The organism is Paenibacillus cookii, assembly GCF_018333375.1.
Lineage (GTDB): Bacteria > Bacillota > Bacilli > Paenibacillales > Paenibacillaceae > Paenibacillus_AQ > Paenibacillus_AQ cookii.
This window is the reverse complement of sequence record NZ_BORW01000007.1, coordinates 21,030-35,964: the sequence shown is the minus strand read 5'-3', so window position 1 is coordinate 35,964 and position 14,935 is coordinate 21,030. Positions and strand designations below refer to the sequence as shown.

General features: G+C 59.1%; 7 protein-coding genes. All 7 read left to right on the top strand.

What is annotated here, in order from left to right:
* The first annotated feature begins 19 nt into the window (after positions 1-19).
* Positions 20-2,344, top strand: a complete 2,325-nt coding sequence (gene yicI, locus KI367_RS09015) for an alpha-xylosidase (RefSeq protein WP_212949096.1) — start codon at positions 20-22, stop codon at positions 2,342-2,344.
* Between the two features lie 169 nt (positions 2,345-2,513).
* The gene (locus tag KI367_RS09010; protein ID WP_212949094.1) at positions 2,514-4,892 is read left to right on the top strand and encodes a glycoside hydrolase family 95 protein; all 2,379 of its coding nucleotides are present in this window, start codon (positions 2,514-2,516) and stop codon (positions 4,890-4,892) included.
* 1 nt (position 4,893) lies between these two features.
* Complete coding sequence (locus tag KI367_RS09005; RefSeq protein ID WP_212949092.1) at positions 4,894-6,240, top strand: GH1 family beta-glucosidase; 1,347 nt, start codon at positions 4,894-4,896, stop codon at positions 6,238-6,240.
* A gap of 30 nt (positions 6,241-6,270) precedes the next feature.
* Positions 6,271-8,301 carry a beta-galactosidase gene (locus KI367_RS09000; protein WP_212949090.1) on the top strand — a complete coding sequence of 677 codons (2,031 nt, stop codon included), beginning with the start codon at positions 6,271-6,273 and terminating at the stop codon, positions 8,299-8,301.
* A gap of 740 nt (positions 8,302-9,041) precedes the next feature.
* Positions 9,042-10,883, top strand: a complete 1,842-nt coding sequence (gene abc-f, locus KI367_RS08995; RefSeq protein WP_212949087.1) for a ribosomal protection-like ABC-F family protein — start codon at positions 9,042-9,044, stop codon at positions 10,881-10,883.
* A 518-nt stretch (positions 10,884-11,401) separates the two neighbouring features.
* Positions 11,402-12,436, top strand: a complete 1,035-nt coding sequence (gene pheS, locus KI367_RS08990; RefSeq protein WP_212949085.1) for a phenylalanine--tRNA ligase subunit alpha — start codon at positions 11,402-11,404, stop codon at positions 12,434-12,436.
* 49 nt (positions 12,437-12,485) lie between these two features.
* Positions 12,486-14,933 carry a phenylalanine--tRNA ligase subunit beta gene (pheT, locus tag KI367_RS08985; protein ID WP_036708539.1) on the top strand — a complete coding sequence of 816 codons (2,448 nt, stop codon included), beginning with the start codon at positions 12,486-12,488 and terminating at the stop codon, positions 14,931-14,933.
* Positions 14,934-14,935: the final 2 nt, after the last annotated feature.

The window sequence follows — 14,935 nt, the reverse complement described above, 5'->3', positions numbered from 1 at the left end:
ACTGAGGTGAGCTGAACAGATGAAATTTAGCGACGGCAATTGGTTGACTCTGCCCGGCTTCGAGATCATGAACCCGGTTCAGGCCTACAATCCGAAAACCAACGAGAGAACGATAAGCGTATACGCTTCGCCCCGGGATTTGACGCCCCGATGGGCGATGCTCGACGTTCCCATGCTGACGGTGAGCCTTTCTTCCCCGATGGAGGACGTCATTCGCGTGTCCGTTCATCATCATAAAGGCGGCGCTCCGCTGAAGCCCGAATTCCCGATTCATGAAACGGAGGAGCATGCCGTACGAACGGGATTAAGCGACGAAGAGCTTTGGCTGCAAAGCGGGCGGCTCAAAGCGAGCATCCGCCGCAGCGGCGGCTGGGAGATGTCCTTTTACCAGGACGGCAAGCGGATCACCGGCAGCGGGCTGAAGGCGCTCGCCTACATTACGCGCTCGGACGGCCAGACCTTCATGCGCGAACAACTCGATTTGGGCGTAGGCGAACATATTTATGGACTCGGGGAACGGTTCACCCCGTTCGTCAAAAACGGGCAATCGCTCGATATTTGGAACCGCGACGGCGGCACGGGCACGGAGCAGGCCTACAAAAACATTCCGTTTTATCTCTCGAGCAAAGGATACGGCGTATTCGTCAACAATCCGGGCCTCGTTTCTTTCGAGGTGGGCTCGGAGAAGGTTTCGAAGGTGCAGTTCAGCGTCGAAGGGGAGAAGCTGGAGTATTTGATCGTCGGCGGTAAAACGCTGCGCCATGTGCTGCAAAATTACACGGCTTTGACCGGCAAGCCGGCGCTGCCTCCGGCCTGGACCTTCGGCTTGTGGCTGACCACTTCTTTTACGACCGATTACGACGAACAGACGGTCATGCGTTTTGTCGACGGCATGAAGGAACGCGACCTTCCGCTGCATGTGTTCCATTTCGACTGCTTCTGGATGAAGCCGCTCCATTGGACGGATTTCGAATGGGACGAGGCCGTATTCCCGGATCCGAAGGGATTGCTGGAACGATTGAAAGCCAAAGGGCTGAAAATTTGCGTCTGGATCAACCCGTATATCAGCGAGCAGTCGCGATTGTTCGACGAAGGGGCGAGTCGCGGTTACTTCCTGAAAAAACGGGACGGCGGCGTATGGCAGTGGGACCGCTGGCAGCCGGGCATGGCGATCGTCGATTTCACCAATCCGGAAGCCTGCCGCTGGTACGGCGATTATCTGCGCGAGCTTATCGATATGGGCGTGGATTCGTTCAAGACGGACTTCGGCGAGCGGATTCCGACCGACGCGGTTTATTTCGACGGCTCCGACCCGCACCGGATGCACAACTATTACACCCAGCTCTATAACCGGACGGTGTTTGAGGTGCTGGAGGAAATGCTCGGCAAAGGGGAAGCCGCTTTGTTCGCCCGGTCGGCGACGGCCGGCGGCCAGCAGTTCCCGGTCCACTGGGGCGGGGATTGCACGGCCAACTACGATTCGATGGCGGAAAGCCTGCGCGGAGGCCTGTCCCTGGGCCTGTCCGGCTTCGGTTTCTGGAGCCACGACATCGGCGGCTTCGAAAGCACGGCGCCGGCGGACGTCTATATGCGCTGGGCGGCGTTCGGACTGCTGTCGAGCCACAGCCGCCTTCACGGCAACCAATCGTACCGCGTGCCGTGGTTGTTCGGGGAAGAAGCCGTCGAGGTGATGCGCTTCTTCACGAAGCTCAAATGCCGCCTGATGCCGTACCTGTTCGGCGCCGCCGTGGACGCTTCGGTCCTGGGGCTGCCGTTGATGCGGGCGATGGTGCTCGAGTTCCCGGAAGATCCGGGATGCCGTACGCTCGACCGGCAGTACATGCTGGGCGATTCGCTGTTGGTCGCGCCGGTCTTCAGCGAAGACGGGCAGGTTGAATTGTATTTGCCGCCGGGGCCGTGGACGTCCTTCCTGACGGGAGAGAAGGTGCAGGGCGGCCGGTGGGTCACCGAGCAGCACGGTTTTATGAGCCTGCCGCTATACGTGCGTCCGGGCAGCATCATTCCGGTCGGGGCCGTGGACGACAAACCGGATTATGATTTTGCGGACGGCGTGGAGCTTCATATTTTTGCTCCGGAAGAAGGCAAGGAGATGCGGGTAACCGTTCCGAACCTGAAAGGGAAGCCTGCGCTGCAGGCCCAGGCGGTTTTTGCCGGGGGCGAACTTTCCGTTTGCGTCGAGGCATCCGGAGCCGCGAATTGGAAGGCCGTTTTGCCGGGCGTGAGCCGGGTGGCGAGCGTCAAAGGCGGCACGGCGGCGAACACGGAACGAGGAATCGTCGTGACGCCGGACGCCGGCGCCTTGGAGCTGACGATCGGTTTTTGAACCGGGAAGCTGAAAGCCCGCAAAGATTTTAGCGTCCGGATTTTTGCATCATCCTTGCGTGCAATATTTTGCTGAAAATGCATTCGGAGGAAGGAACCATCCGCACGTCCATGGAAAGCTCATGGCAAGAAAGATGAGTTGACATGGGTCTGGGAAGGGGAAAAGTCGCATGAGCCAAAACGAAAAGGAATTATGGTACGGGAGGCCGGCCCGGGAATGGACCGAAGCGCTGCCGGTCGGGAACGGCCGGCTGGGAGGCATGGTATTCGGAGGAGACCGGGAAGAGCGGATTCAGCTGAACGAAGACACGCTTTGGTCCGGCTTCCCGCGGGATACGTTAAATTACGAGGCGCTCCGTCATCTGAACCCGGCCAAGGCGCTGGCCGCCGAAGGGAGATACAAGGAAGCCGAAGCGCTGATCGAAGGGGGCATGATCGGGCGGCGGAGCGAATCCTATCAGCCGCTTGGCGATCTTCATATCGCCATCCGCGCGCAAGGCGAGATCCGAAACTACCGCCGGGCGCTTCATTTGGAGGAGGCGGTGGCGGAAGTCAGCTATGAGGCAGACGGCGTCAACATCTTCCGGGAGGTGCTCGCCAGCCATGCGGATGACGTCATCGCCGTGCGAATCCATGCCGAAAACGCGGACGGAAGCGGCGAAGCGCTGCTGCCCGATATGGAGGTCCGGTTATCTTCGCCGCATCCGTTCCGGATCGAGGGGGATGGGGAGCTGGTCCTGACAGGCCGCGGCCCGTCCCATGTCGCGGAAAATTACCGCGGCGACCATCCCAACCCGGTCCTTTATGAGGAGGGGCTGGGGATCGGCTTCGCGGTCGTGCTGACAGCCAACACCCGCGGCGGCGAAGCGAAAACCGAACACGGGCGCCTCGTCATCCGCCGGGCGAACTCGGTTTTGCTGCTGCTTACGGCAGCCACGGATTTCGCGGGATACGACGCGATGCCGGGACGGGACGGGGGTTCGCCGGTTGAGAAATGCTCGCGGATTTTGCGGGATGCCCCGAAGGCATACGAAACGGTTCGCCAGCGCCACGTGCAGGATTACCGTGCGCTGTTTGACCGCTGCGATCTGCATATCGGCGCGGAGGCACCGGGGACGAAAGAGTCTGCGAACCTCCCCGCCGATGAGCGGCTGACAGCCTACCAAAGCGGTGCGTCCGATCCGCAGCTCGAAAGCCTGCTCTTCCATTACGGGCGGTACCTGATGATCGCCGGCTCCCGGCCCGGCACCCAGGCCCTGAACCTGCAGGGCATCTGGAATCCGCATCTTCAGCCGCCGTGGAACAGCAACTATACGACCAATATCAATACGGAAATGAACTATTGGCCGGCGGAAACATGCAGCTTGGGAGAGTGCCACGAGCCGCTTTTCGACCTCATCCGCGAACTGAGCGTCAGCGGCGGGCGCACGGCTGCGGTTCATTACGGATGCCGCGGGTGGACGGCGCATCATAACACCGATTTGTGGCGGATGTCGACGCCATCGGCCGGCAGCGCCAAGTGGGCGTTTTGGCCGATGGCCGGCGCATGGCTGTCGAGGCATTTGTGGGAGCGGTATGCTTTCCGGCCGGATCCGGAGTTTCTGAGGGAAACGGCGTATCCGATCCTGAAAGGAGCCGCGCTGTTTTGCCTGGACTGGCTGGTGCAGCTCCCGGACGGCACATGGACGACGCCGCTGTCGACGTCGCCGGAGAACGAGTTTCGGACGGCGGACGGGACGCCGTGCAGCGTGGCACCGGGTTCCGCCATGGACATGGCGCTGATCGACGAGTTGTTCGGCCACTGCATCCAGGCGTCGACGATTTTGGACGCGGATCCCGAGTTCCGCGGCGAGCTGGCGGCACGGCGGGAACGGCTTGCCCATCCGGGCATCGCGCCCGACGGGCGGCTCAGGGAATGGAGCGGGGATTTTGCCGAGCATGAACCGGGACACCGCCATGTTTCCCATGTATACGGCTTGTACCCGGGAAGCGCCATCCATTCGCGAAAGTCGCCGGAGCTTGCCGAAGCGGCCTCCTTGACGCTGGAGGCGAGGCTTGCGGCCGGCAGCGGCCATACCGGCTGGAGCGCGGCCTGGATGATCAATTTGTTCGCCCGGCTGGGCGACGGGGAGCGGGCTTACCGCAGCATCCGCCGGGTGTTGAGCGATTCGACCCTCCCGAACTTGTTCGGCAACCATCCCCCGTTCCAAATCGACGGCAACTTCGGCTACACGGCGGGGGTAGCGGAGATGCTCCTCCAAAGCCATGCCGAAGGTCTCGAGCTGCTTCCGGCGCTGCCGGAAGCCTGGAGCCGCGGAAAGGTTCGGGGACTTGCCGCCCGCGGCGGGTTTACCGTCGACATGGAATGGGCCGAAGGGAGGCTGACCCGGGCGCGAATCACGTCCGCGCATGGACGCGCCTGCCGGATTTTGAACGGGGATGCATTCGTCGTCCGGCGCCAAGACGGGACTTCCGTGTCAGCCGCGGAAGGATTTGCGACACAGCCGGGAGAGACGTATACGATAACACCGATGATGGAGGAGAAATGACATGAGCATATTTCAATTTCCGTCCGATTTCCGCTGGGGGGCCGCGACGGCCGCTTACCAGATCGAAGGGGCCTACGCCGAGGACGGGCGCGGGCTTTCGATCTGGGGTACGTTTTCGCATACGCCGGGAAAGGTGAAAAACGGGGACAACGGGGACGTTGCCTGCGACAGCTACCACCGTTATAAGGAAGACATCGCCTACATGAAGGAGCTTGGCATTACGACGTACCGCTTCTCCGTGTCCTGGCCGCGCATTTACCCGCAAGGACGGGGCGAGGTCAACCTGGCCGGGCTCGATTTCTATCACCGCTTCGTCGACGAGCTGCTGAAGAACGGCATCGAACCGTTTTGCACGCTTTACCACTGGGATCTCCCGCAAGCGCTTCAGGACGAAGGCGGATGGAACAACCGCGATACGGCGATCGCTTTTAAACAGTATGCCGAAACGATGTTCAAGGAATTTTCCGGGAAAATCAAAAAATGGATCACGCTGAACGAGCCGTGGTGCAGCTCCTTCCTCTCGAACTATCTGGGCGTGCATGCGCCGGGCTACCGGGATTTGCAGCTGGCCGTCAACGTGGCCCACAATTTGCTCCGGGCGCACGGCGAGGCCGTCCGCAGCTACCGCGAACATGGCTATGACGGGGAAATCGGCATCGCCCCGAACATTACGTGGGCTTATCCGTATACGAGCAGCGAGCAGGACAAGGAAGTCTGCCAGCGCGCGATCGAATGGACGTGGGACTGGTTCCTCGATCCGATCTATTTCGGCCGTTATCCAGAACGGCTGCTGAAGGTTTTCGAAAAAGGGGGAGCAAAACCGGACGTGCAGCCGGGCGACATGGAAACGATCCGCCAGCCGGTCGATTTCATCGGCGGGAACTATTACACCGCAAGCGTGCGTCGTTACGCGCCGGGCAATAACCTGTTCGACGACGAGGAGCTGAACATGGGCTACGACCGGACGGATATCGGCTGGCCGCTGGATTCGGTCGGCTTGTACGATTCGCTGCGGTACACCCATCAAAAATACGGCAACGTTCCGATCTATATCACGGAAAACGGCGCCTGCATCAACGACGAGCCGGTGGACGGAAAAGTAAACGATATCCGCCGCATCCGGTACCTGCGCCAGCATATCATTTCCATGCACCGCGCCATCAGCGACGGCGTGCCCGTGAAAGGGTACATGGAATGGTCGCTGCTCGATAACTTCGAATGGGCGGAAGGTTACGGCATGCGCTTCGGATTGATCCATGTCGATTACCGAACGTTGAAACGCACGCCGAAGGAAAGTTTCTACTGGTACCAGAAGCTGGCGAAAAACAATTTTTTGGTCACGGAATAAGCAGCGATGCGATAAGGGGAGGCGGCCGATGTGATCCATCCAAAACTGCCGAAAATTTGGTACGGCGGAGATTATAATCCGGAGCAGTGGGGGCCGGAAGAGTGGAAAGAAGACCACCGGATGTTCAAGCTCGCCGGGATCGACGTCGCGACGATCAACGTGTTTTCCTGGGCGCTGAATCAGCCGGATGAACATACGTACGATTTTGCCTGGCTGGACGAAACGATGGACCGCCTCCATGCGGACGGCATCGGCGTCGTGCTTGCGACAAGCACGGCGGCGCATCCGGCCTGGATGGCGAAACGTTACCCCGACGTCAGGCGGGTCGATTTTTACGGAAGGAAGCGAAAGTTCGGCGGGCGCCACAATTCCTGCCCGAACAGTCCGACGTACCGCGAATATTCCGGGCGGATCGCCGGCAAGCTGGCGGAGCGCTACAAAGATCATCCCGCGCTTTTGCTCTGGCACGTATCGAACGAATACGGGGGTTACTGCTACTGCGAACGATGCGAGGCGGCATTCCGCGAATGGCTGCAAAACCGCTACGGAACGCTCGATGCCGTCAATCGCGCATGGAATACGCGCTTTTGGGGACATACCTTTTACGATTGGGACGAAATCGTGCTGCCCAGCGGCCTCAGTGAAGAAGGGGAGGGCAACGTCAGCGCGTTCCAAGGCATTTCGCTTGATTTTCGCCGGTTTATGTCGGACAGCCTGCTGGCCTGCTACAAAATCGAAGCGGACGCGATCCGCGAGCACAGCAAGGACGTGCCGATTACGACCAACCTGATGGGCACGTACCCGGAGCTGAACTATTTCGATTGGGCCAAAGAGATGGACGTCATCTCCTGGGACAACTACCCGTCGCTTACGACGCCCGTCAGCGAGACGGCGATGGTCCACGATTTGATGCGCGGGCTGAAAGACGGGATGCCGTTCCTGTTGATGGAGCAGACGCCGAGCCAGCAAAACTGGCAGGCTTACAACTCGCTGAAAAGACCCGGCGTCATGCGGCTGTGGAGCTATCAGGCGGTCGCCCGCGGCGCGGATACGGTCATGTTTTTCCAAATGCGGCGTTCGATCGGGGCCTGCGAAAAGTTTCACGGCGCGGTCATCGAACATGCGGGGCATGAGCATACGCGCGTGTTCCGCGAGGTGGCCGCGCTTGGCGAAGAGTTGAAACGGCTGGGGGACACGCTGCTGGACGCCCGCAGCGACGCGAAAGTGGCGATTTTGTACGACTGGGAAAACCGCTGGGCGATCGAGCTTTCGAGCGGCCCGACGGTGGAGCTGCAGTACGTCGCCGAGGTGCATAAATATTACGACGCCCTCTTCAAGCTGGGCATTCAGGCGGACATGATCGGCGTGGAGGCCGATTACGGCCGGTACGACATCGTCATCGGGCCGGTCATGTACATGGTCAGACCGGGGGTCGCCAAAAAGCTGGAGGCCTTTACGGCGGCAGGCGGCACGTTCGTGACGACGTTTTTCAGCGGCATCGTCAATGAGAACGACCGCGTCACCACCGGGGGATATCCGGGCGAGCTTCGTCCGCTGCTCGGCATCTGGGCGGAGGAGATCGACGCGCTCCCGCGGGGGCAGTACAATCAGATCGTCATGAAGAAGACCTTCGGCGAACTGGAGGGCTCCTACGACTGCGAAATGCTGTTCGATCTGATCCACGCGGAAGGGGCCGACGTGCTGGCGGAATACGGCTCGGATTTTTATCAGGGCATGCCGGCATTGACCGTCAACGCCTTCGGCAAAGGCAAGGCGTATTATGTAGCCACGAGCGCGGCTCCGGCGTTTTTGCGTCCGTTCCTTGCCAAGCTGTGCGCGGATCAAGGCGTCAAACCTCTGGTCGAGCGGCTCCCCGAAGGGGTGGAAGCCGCAAGGCGCGTGAAGGAAGGCCGGTCATTCCTCTTCCTGCTGAACCATAACGCGGAGCGGGCGGCCGTCGACGTCGGCAGCGGCAAGCGGCGGGATCTGCTTTCCGGGCAAACGCTGACGGGAACCGTGGAGCTGCCGGGGCGCGGGGTCATGATCTTGGAAGAGGTTTAAGCTGCATCATCGATAGAACAGCCTATTCCTGGCGGTCAGGGGCGGGCTGTTCTTTATTCGTTAGGAAACCGATCACGGCGCAAGAGGCACATAGTCCGGCCGAAGCGGACCCGAGCGTCTGTCATGGAAGCGAGGGCAGCAACGATAAGGATTCGCAGAGCCGGGATGGTCCACACGCTTATGGGGTGTGCGTTCTTTCTTTGGCCGAAAGCCAAACATCAATAGGATAATAACGTAAGTGCTCATCAATAGGATAATAACGTAAGTGCTCAAGGAAATCCTATGGCAAATCGATTATGTATCCGCGGAGTATATCCGCAGATGTACGCGCCCGTTTTTCCGGGCTTTCCTTCCCCGGCTAAATTTGATACAATGGCATGGAGCATTTCATCCTAACGAAACGAGGTAACCACAATACCAATGGATACATATGGCTATTCTCTTTAATCTGCATGACGACATGAATATGTTGCACAGGCAGTTTTCTCGCGCCAAGCGCAGGGAAGAGAGTGGTTATGTCTATTTTTGTGGACTCGTGGGCCTTGTTACGGATGCAGAGTGCTTTTTTTCTGCGTTTTTGAAGGCATATATGGAGAATCGTTCCGGATGGCAGTCCATTCCGGGTCATTTGGCTCCGTATGCCCGCGCATGAGCGAATAGGCATCATCATATTTTCGAATCCCTGCCGTAGGCGTGCTGCCTGCGGTTTTTTCATTTGATTTTAAAAGGGTGATGCATAGATGATGAATTTGATCAAAGCGAAACAGTTGGCCAAGGAGTTTAAAGGAAAGACGATTTTTGAAAACGTGGATTTCGAAATTTTCGAAGGGGAGCGGCTGGCGTTGTTCGGCGCCAACGGAGCCGGCAAAACGACGCTGCTCAACATCCTGACGGGACGGCTGGCCCCGGACCGGGGCAGCGTGGAGCGCGGGCTGCCTCTCGAGCAGTGGGGAATGATGGAGCAGAGCTCGGAATCGCTGATGTCCTTGAAAACGCTGGATGCGGCGGGATGCGACAGCGGCGAGGTCTGGCACGCGAAACAAAGCTTGAAGCAGCTTGAGCAGCGGCTCGCGGACCCTTCCGCTTCGGAAGACGGCACCGTGCTTGAAGCTTACGGGCAAACGCTGGAGCGTTATGAGCAGCTCGGCGGGTTCCAGTGGGAAATCGAGCTCGAGAGAGTGCTTACCATGCTGAACATCGGACCGGAGCTATGGGAGCTGCCTTTCGCGGACCTGAGCGGCGGCCAGAAAACGCGGGTCCGGCTGGCGGCGCTGCTGGCCAAACGCCCGGCGTTCCTCCTGCTTGACGAACCGACCAACCACCTTGACGGGGAAAGCATGGCCTGGCTCGAACATTGGCTTAACCAATTTGAAGGCACCGTGCTGATCGTCTCCCATGACCGGACGTTTCTGGACCATGTGGCGACGGGAATCTGCGAACTGACCGCGACAGGCGCGAAAAAATACAAGGGCGGCTATTCCGACTACAAACGGGAAAAGGAGCGGGAGCTGAGGGAGCAGGAGGCGCTGTACAAAAAGCAAAAGCAGGCGAAGGAAGCGCTGGAAGAGTCGATCCGCCGTTACCAGGAATGGTTTCACCATGCCGAAAAATCGGCCGACAAAAATACCGAAACCAAGGCCGCTACTCCTTATTACAAAGCGAAAGCGAAGAAAAATATTTCCAGGTACCATGCGAAGCAAAAAGAACTGGAGCGCCTGGAAAAGGACAGCGTGCAAAAGCCGAGGGACACGCCGAAGGTCCACATGCAGCTTGGGGACGGAGGGTTTGCCGCCCGCTACCTGCTGCGGCTGGAAGGCGTAACCTTCGCTTATGACCGTGAACCGCTCTTCCGGGGGCTGGACCTGGATCTGTCCCGCGGCGACCGGATGGCGGTAAGAGGCCCGAACGGCAGCGGCAAATCGACGCTGCTGAAGCTGGTGCTCGGCGAGCTTGAACCGGATCAGGGCAAAATATGGATGCACCCGGCGGTCCGCATCGGTTATTTTTCGCAGGAGCTGGAAGGCTTGAATGAAGAGGAAACGCTGCTGGACAGCTTGCTGCGACTGCCGGACATGACGGAAACGCATGCGCGCACGATTCTGGGCTGCTTTCTGTTTTCGCGGGAAGACGTGTTCAAAAAAATCGGCAATCTGAGCATGGGCGAAAAATGCCGGGCGGCGTTCGTGCAGCTGTATTTCAGCGGCGCCAACCTGCTTGTGCTGGATGAGCCGACGAACTACCTGGACATCCAGACGCGCGAGGTGGTGGAAGAGGCGCTGGCTTCGTATCCCGGAGCCTTGCTCGCCGTGTCCCATGACCGGATGCTGGTCCGCAAGCTGGCGAACCGCCTGCTGACGTTATCCCCGGATCGCGAACCGGAGCTTTTCGAAGGCACGGTGGAGGAAGAAGAGGAGCGCAAGGCAAGGCATGGGGGAGCTTTAAAGGAAGATCCGGAGCGGGAAAACCGGAGGCTCGCGCTTGAATGGGAAATCGCCAGGCTGCTCGAGATCGAAGAGGCGGAGGGCGCCGAGGAGCGCATCCGGCAAATTCGTTCGCTGCGGAAGGAACTGGAGAGCCTTTAATTCCGGCGCGAAGGGGGCGGTGACTTGCCACCGCCGCCCTTTTTGCTTATAATAGTGGACTATAGTGTGCAAGATGTAATCAACGTCATATATTGATGTTCAACAACAAATCAAATGCCATGATGGAGACAAGTACGCAGTGCCGCTTTACAGGGAGGAGACGCCGTAGATTGAGAGCGTTTCTACAGGACAGGGCTGCCGAAATTCCCTCCGGAGCAGTTCCCTGAACTTCTTGTCCGGCCCGGCCGGCACGGGGCAGTAGGGGGTACCGGCTTTCGTGCCGTTAAAGACGAATCAGAGTGAGAACAGGCATGTCCGTGCGCGGGCAATAGGCGGTTCTAACAAGGGTGGTACCACGGTCTTTTCGTCCCTTTTCGGGAGAAAAGGCCTTTTTTGTTTTCTGAAAACAAAGCTGCAAAGGGGAAGGTCCGGTGTTCCTCTCATTTGCGGGGAGGCTTGCCGAATCGCCCCTTAAGGCGAGAGCGGTACGTTTATTTTGAGAAGGAGGCAGGAAAAAGATGAAGGAGAAACTCGAAGCGCTGCGGCAGGAAGCCCTGGACCAGCTGCAGGGAGTAGAGGACGTGCAGCAGCTGAATGACCTGCGCGTCAAATATTTGGGCAAAAAAGGCGCCCTGACGGAAATTTTGCGGGGCATGGGCGCGCTTAGCGCGGAAGAACGTCCGGTCATCGGCCAGGTGGCCAACGACGTGCGCGGCGCGATCGAAGCGGTCATCGAATCGAAGCAGGAAGCATTCCAAAAAGCCGAAACCGAAAAGCGCCTGCAGGCGGAAAAAGTCGACGTGACGCTGCCTGGACGCAAAATGAAGCAGGGCGGCGTTCATCCGCTGAACCGGGTCATCCAGGAAATCGAAGAAATTTTCATCGGCATGGGATATGAAATCGCCGAAGGTCCGGAAGTGGAGACCGATTATTACAACTTCGAAGCGCTGAATCTGCCGAAAAACCACCCGGCGCGCGATATGCAGGATACGTTCTACATCACGGAAGACATTTTGATGCGGACGCAAACGTCGCCGGTCCAAGTGCGGACGATGGAAAAAAAGCAGGGGCACGTGCCGGTCAAAGTCATCTGCCCGGGCAAAGTGTACCGCCGCGATGACGATGACGCGACGCACTCCTTCCAGTTCAACCAGATCGAAGGGCTGGTCATCGGCGAAAACATCCGGATGAGCGACCTGAAAGGCACGCTGCTCCAGTTCGTGCAAAAAATGTTCGGGCCTGAAACCCAAATCCGTTTGCGTCCAAGCTTCTTCCCGTTCACCGAGCCAAGCGCCGAAGTGGACGTGACCTGCGCAAGATGCGGAGGCAGCGGCTGCCGCGTATGCAAGCAGACCGGCTGGCTGGAAATCTTGGGCTGCGGCATGGTGCACCCGGAGGTGCTCCGCAAAGGCGGCTACGACCCTGAAGTATACAGCGGATTCGCTTTCGGCATGGGGCCGGACCGGATCGCGATGCTCAAGTACGGCATTGACGACATTCGTCATTTCTATAACGGGGATATGGCATTTTTGAAACAGTTCGCCCGCCGGTAAGGGCGAATGCGAACGGACATGAAATCAGGAAAGAAGGAAGGGACCCGGGATGAAGGTATCAACAGAATGGTTGGCGGACTATGTTTCGCTTGAAAACGTGGCGGCCGAAGAGCTTGCCGAACAAATCACGCGCGCGGGGATCGAAATCGACGAAATCGAACACCGCAACAAAGGCGTTTCCAAGGTCGTTGTCGGCTACGTAAAAAGCAAGGAAAAACATCCGGATGCGGATAAGCTGAACGTCTGCATCGTCGATGCCGGACAAGAAGAAGACCTGCAGATCGTATGCGGCGCGAAAAACGTCGCGGCAGGGCAAAAGGTGCCGGTGGCGCTCGTCGGAGCAAAGCTTCCCGGCGGGCTGGAAATCAAAAAGGCCAAGCTGCGCGGCGTCGCGTCGCAAGGGATGATCTGCTCGGCAAAAGAGCTCGGCATGAACGATAAGCTTCTGCCGAAGGAGCAGCAGGAAGGCATCCTTGTGCTGCAGGAGAACGTGCAGGTCGGCACGCCGATCGGACCGGTATTGGGGCTGGACGACCAGGTGCTGGAATTCGATCTGACGCCGAACCGTTCCGACTGCCTCAGCATGATCGGCGCGGCTTACGAAGTCGGAGCCATTCTCGGCCGGGACGTGAAGCTGCCGAAGCCGGAAAAGGAATTGATGGAAGTCAGCGATGCGGCAGCCGACCATATTTCCGTCAACATCAGCGCTCCGGAGCAATGCAGCCATTATGCGGCCAGATACATCACGGGCGTCAAAATCGGGCCTTCCCCGCAGTGGATGCAAAACCGGCTGATGGCAGCGGGTGTGCGCCCGATCAACAACATCGTCGATATCACGAACTATGTCATGCTCGAATACGGCCAGCCGCTGCATGCGTTTGACGCCGATCAGCTGGAGAACGGCGCGATCGACGTCCGCCTTGCCAAGGAAGGCGAAACGCTGGTCACGCTGGACGGGCAGGAACGCAAGCTGGAGCCGCATATGCTGCTCATTACCGACGGCGTAAAACCGGTCGCGCTTGCCGGCGTCATGGGCGGGCTGAATTCCGAAGTGACCGACGGTACGGTGAACATCCTGCTGGAATCCGCCAAGTTCGACGGCGGTGCCGTGCGGAAAACGTCCAGACAGCTGGGGCTCCGCTCCGAAGCGAGCCTGCGGTTCGAGAAGGAAGTGGATCCGGGAGCGGTCATTCCCGCGCTGAACCGGGCTGCGGAGCTGATTTGCCGTTATGCGTCCGGAGCCGTTCATAAAGGCATCGTGGAAGCCGGATCGGCGCAAACCGAAGAGAAGGTGATCGTGCTTTCGTTCGACAAGCTGAACCGTTTCCTCGGGACGGACCTGTCGATGCTGGAGGTCAAAACGATTTTCAATCGCCTCCATTTCAGCTGCGCGGACACCGCGCAGGGCGTGCTTGAAGTTAAAGTGCCGACGCGGCGCGGAGACATTACGCTGGACGTGGATTTGATCGAAGAGATCGCCCGCCTGTACGGCTACGACAACATCCCGACGACGGCGATCGAAGGCCAAACGACGCCGGGCGCTTACACGAAGGCGCAGGCGATTCGCCGCGATATCCGCAAGCTGTTTACGCATGGCGGATGGCAGGAGGTCATTACGTATTCCTTCACGCATCCGGAGACGACCCGCTTGTTCCCAGCCTTGACCGAGGGCAGCCATGCCGTCAAGCTGCTGATGCCGATGAGCGAGGAGCGCAGCGTCCTCCGCACCAGCGTCATTCCGAACCTGCTCGACGTTGCCGCGTATAACGCCAACCGCAAGCAAAACGACCTTGCCGTATTCGAAATCGGGAACGTGTTCTATACGCACGAGGAACAGGTGACGGTCCAGCCGAAGGAGCTGCCGGTGCTGTCGCTGATGTTGTGCGGAAACCGCGTGGATAAGCAGTGGAATCAGGCTCCGGAGAGCGTGGACTTTTTCGACCTGAAAGGCGCGCTGGAAACGCTGTTCGAATTCCTCGGCTTGGAGGACGTCATCCGTTACGTGGCGAACCAGCCGGAGGGATACCATCCGGGCCGTTCCGCTTCCGTCTATTTGCAGCACGGCGGAGAGCAGGTGCTGATCGGCACGCTCGGCCAAGTGCATCCGCAGCTTCAGCAGGAGCGCGGCCTCGGCGACGTATACGCCGCGGAGATTTTGCTTCAGCCGCTGTATGATCACACCAGCGAAGAGATCCGGTACCGCGAGCTCCCTCGCTTCCCGGCGTCGGAACGCGATATCGCCGTCGTGGTCGACCAAGGCGTGGAAGCGGGCGCCATGATCAGCGCGATCCGCGAAGCCGCGGGAGAATTGCTGCAGTCCGTGCAGGTATTCGATGTGTATACGGGCAGCAAGCTCGGCGAAGGCAAAAAAAGCGTCGCGATTTCGACGGTATACCGCCACAACGAACGTACGCTTACGGATGAAGAGGTATCCGCAGCGCATGCAGCCGTAGTCACCCGGCTTGAGCAAACTTTTCATGCAGAATTGAGAAAATAGCA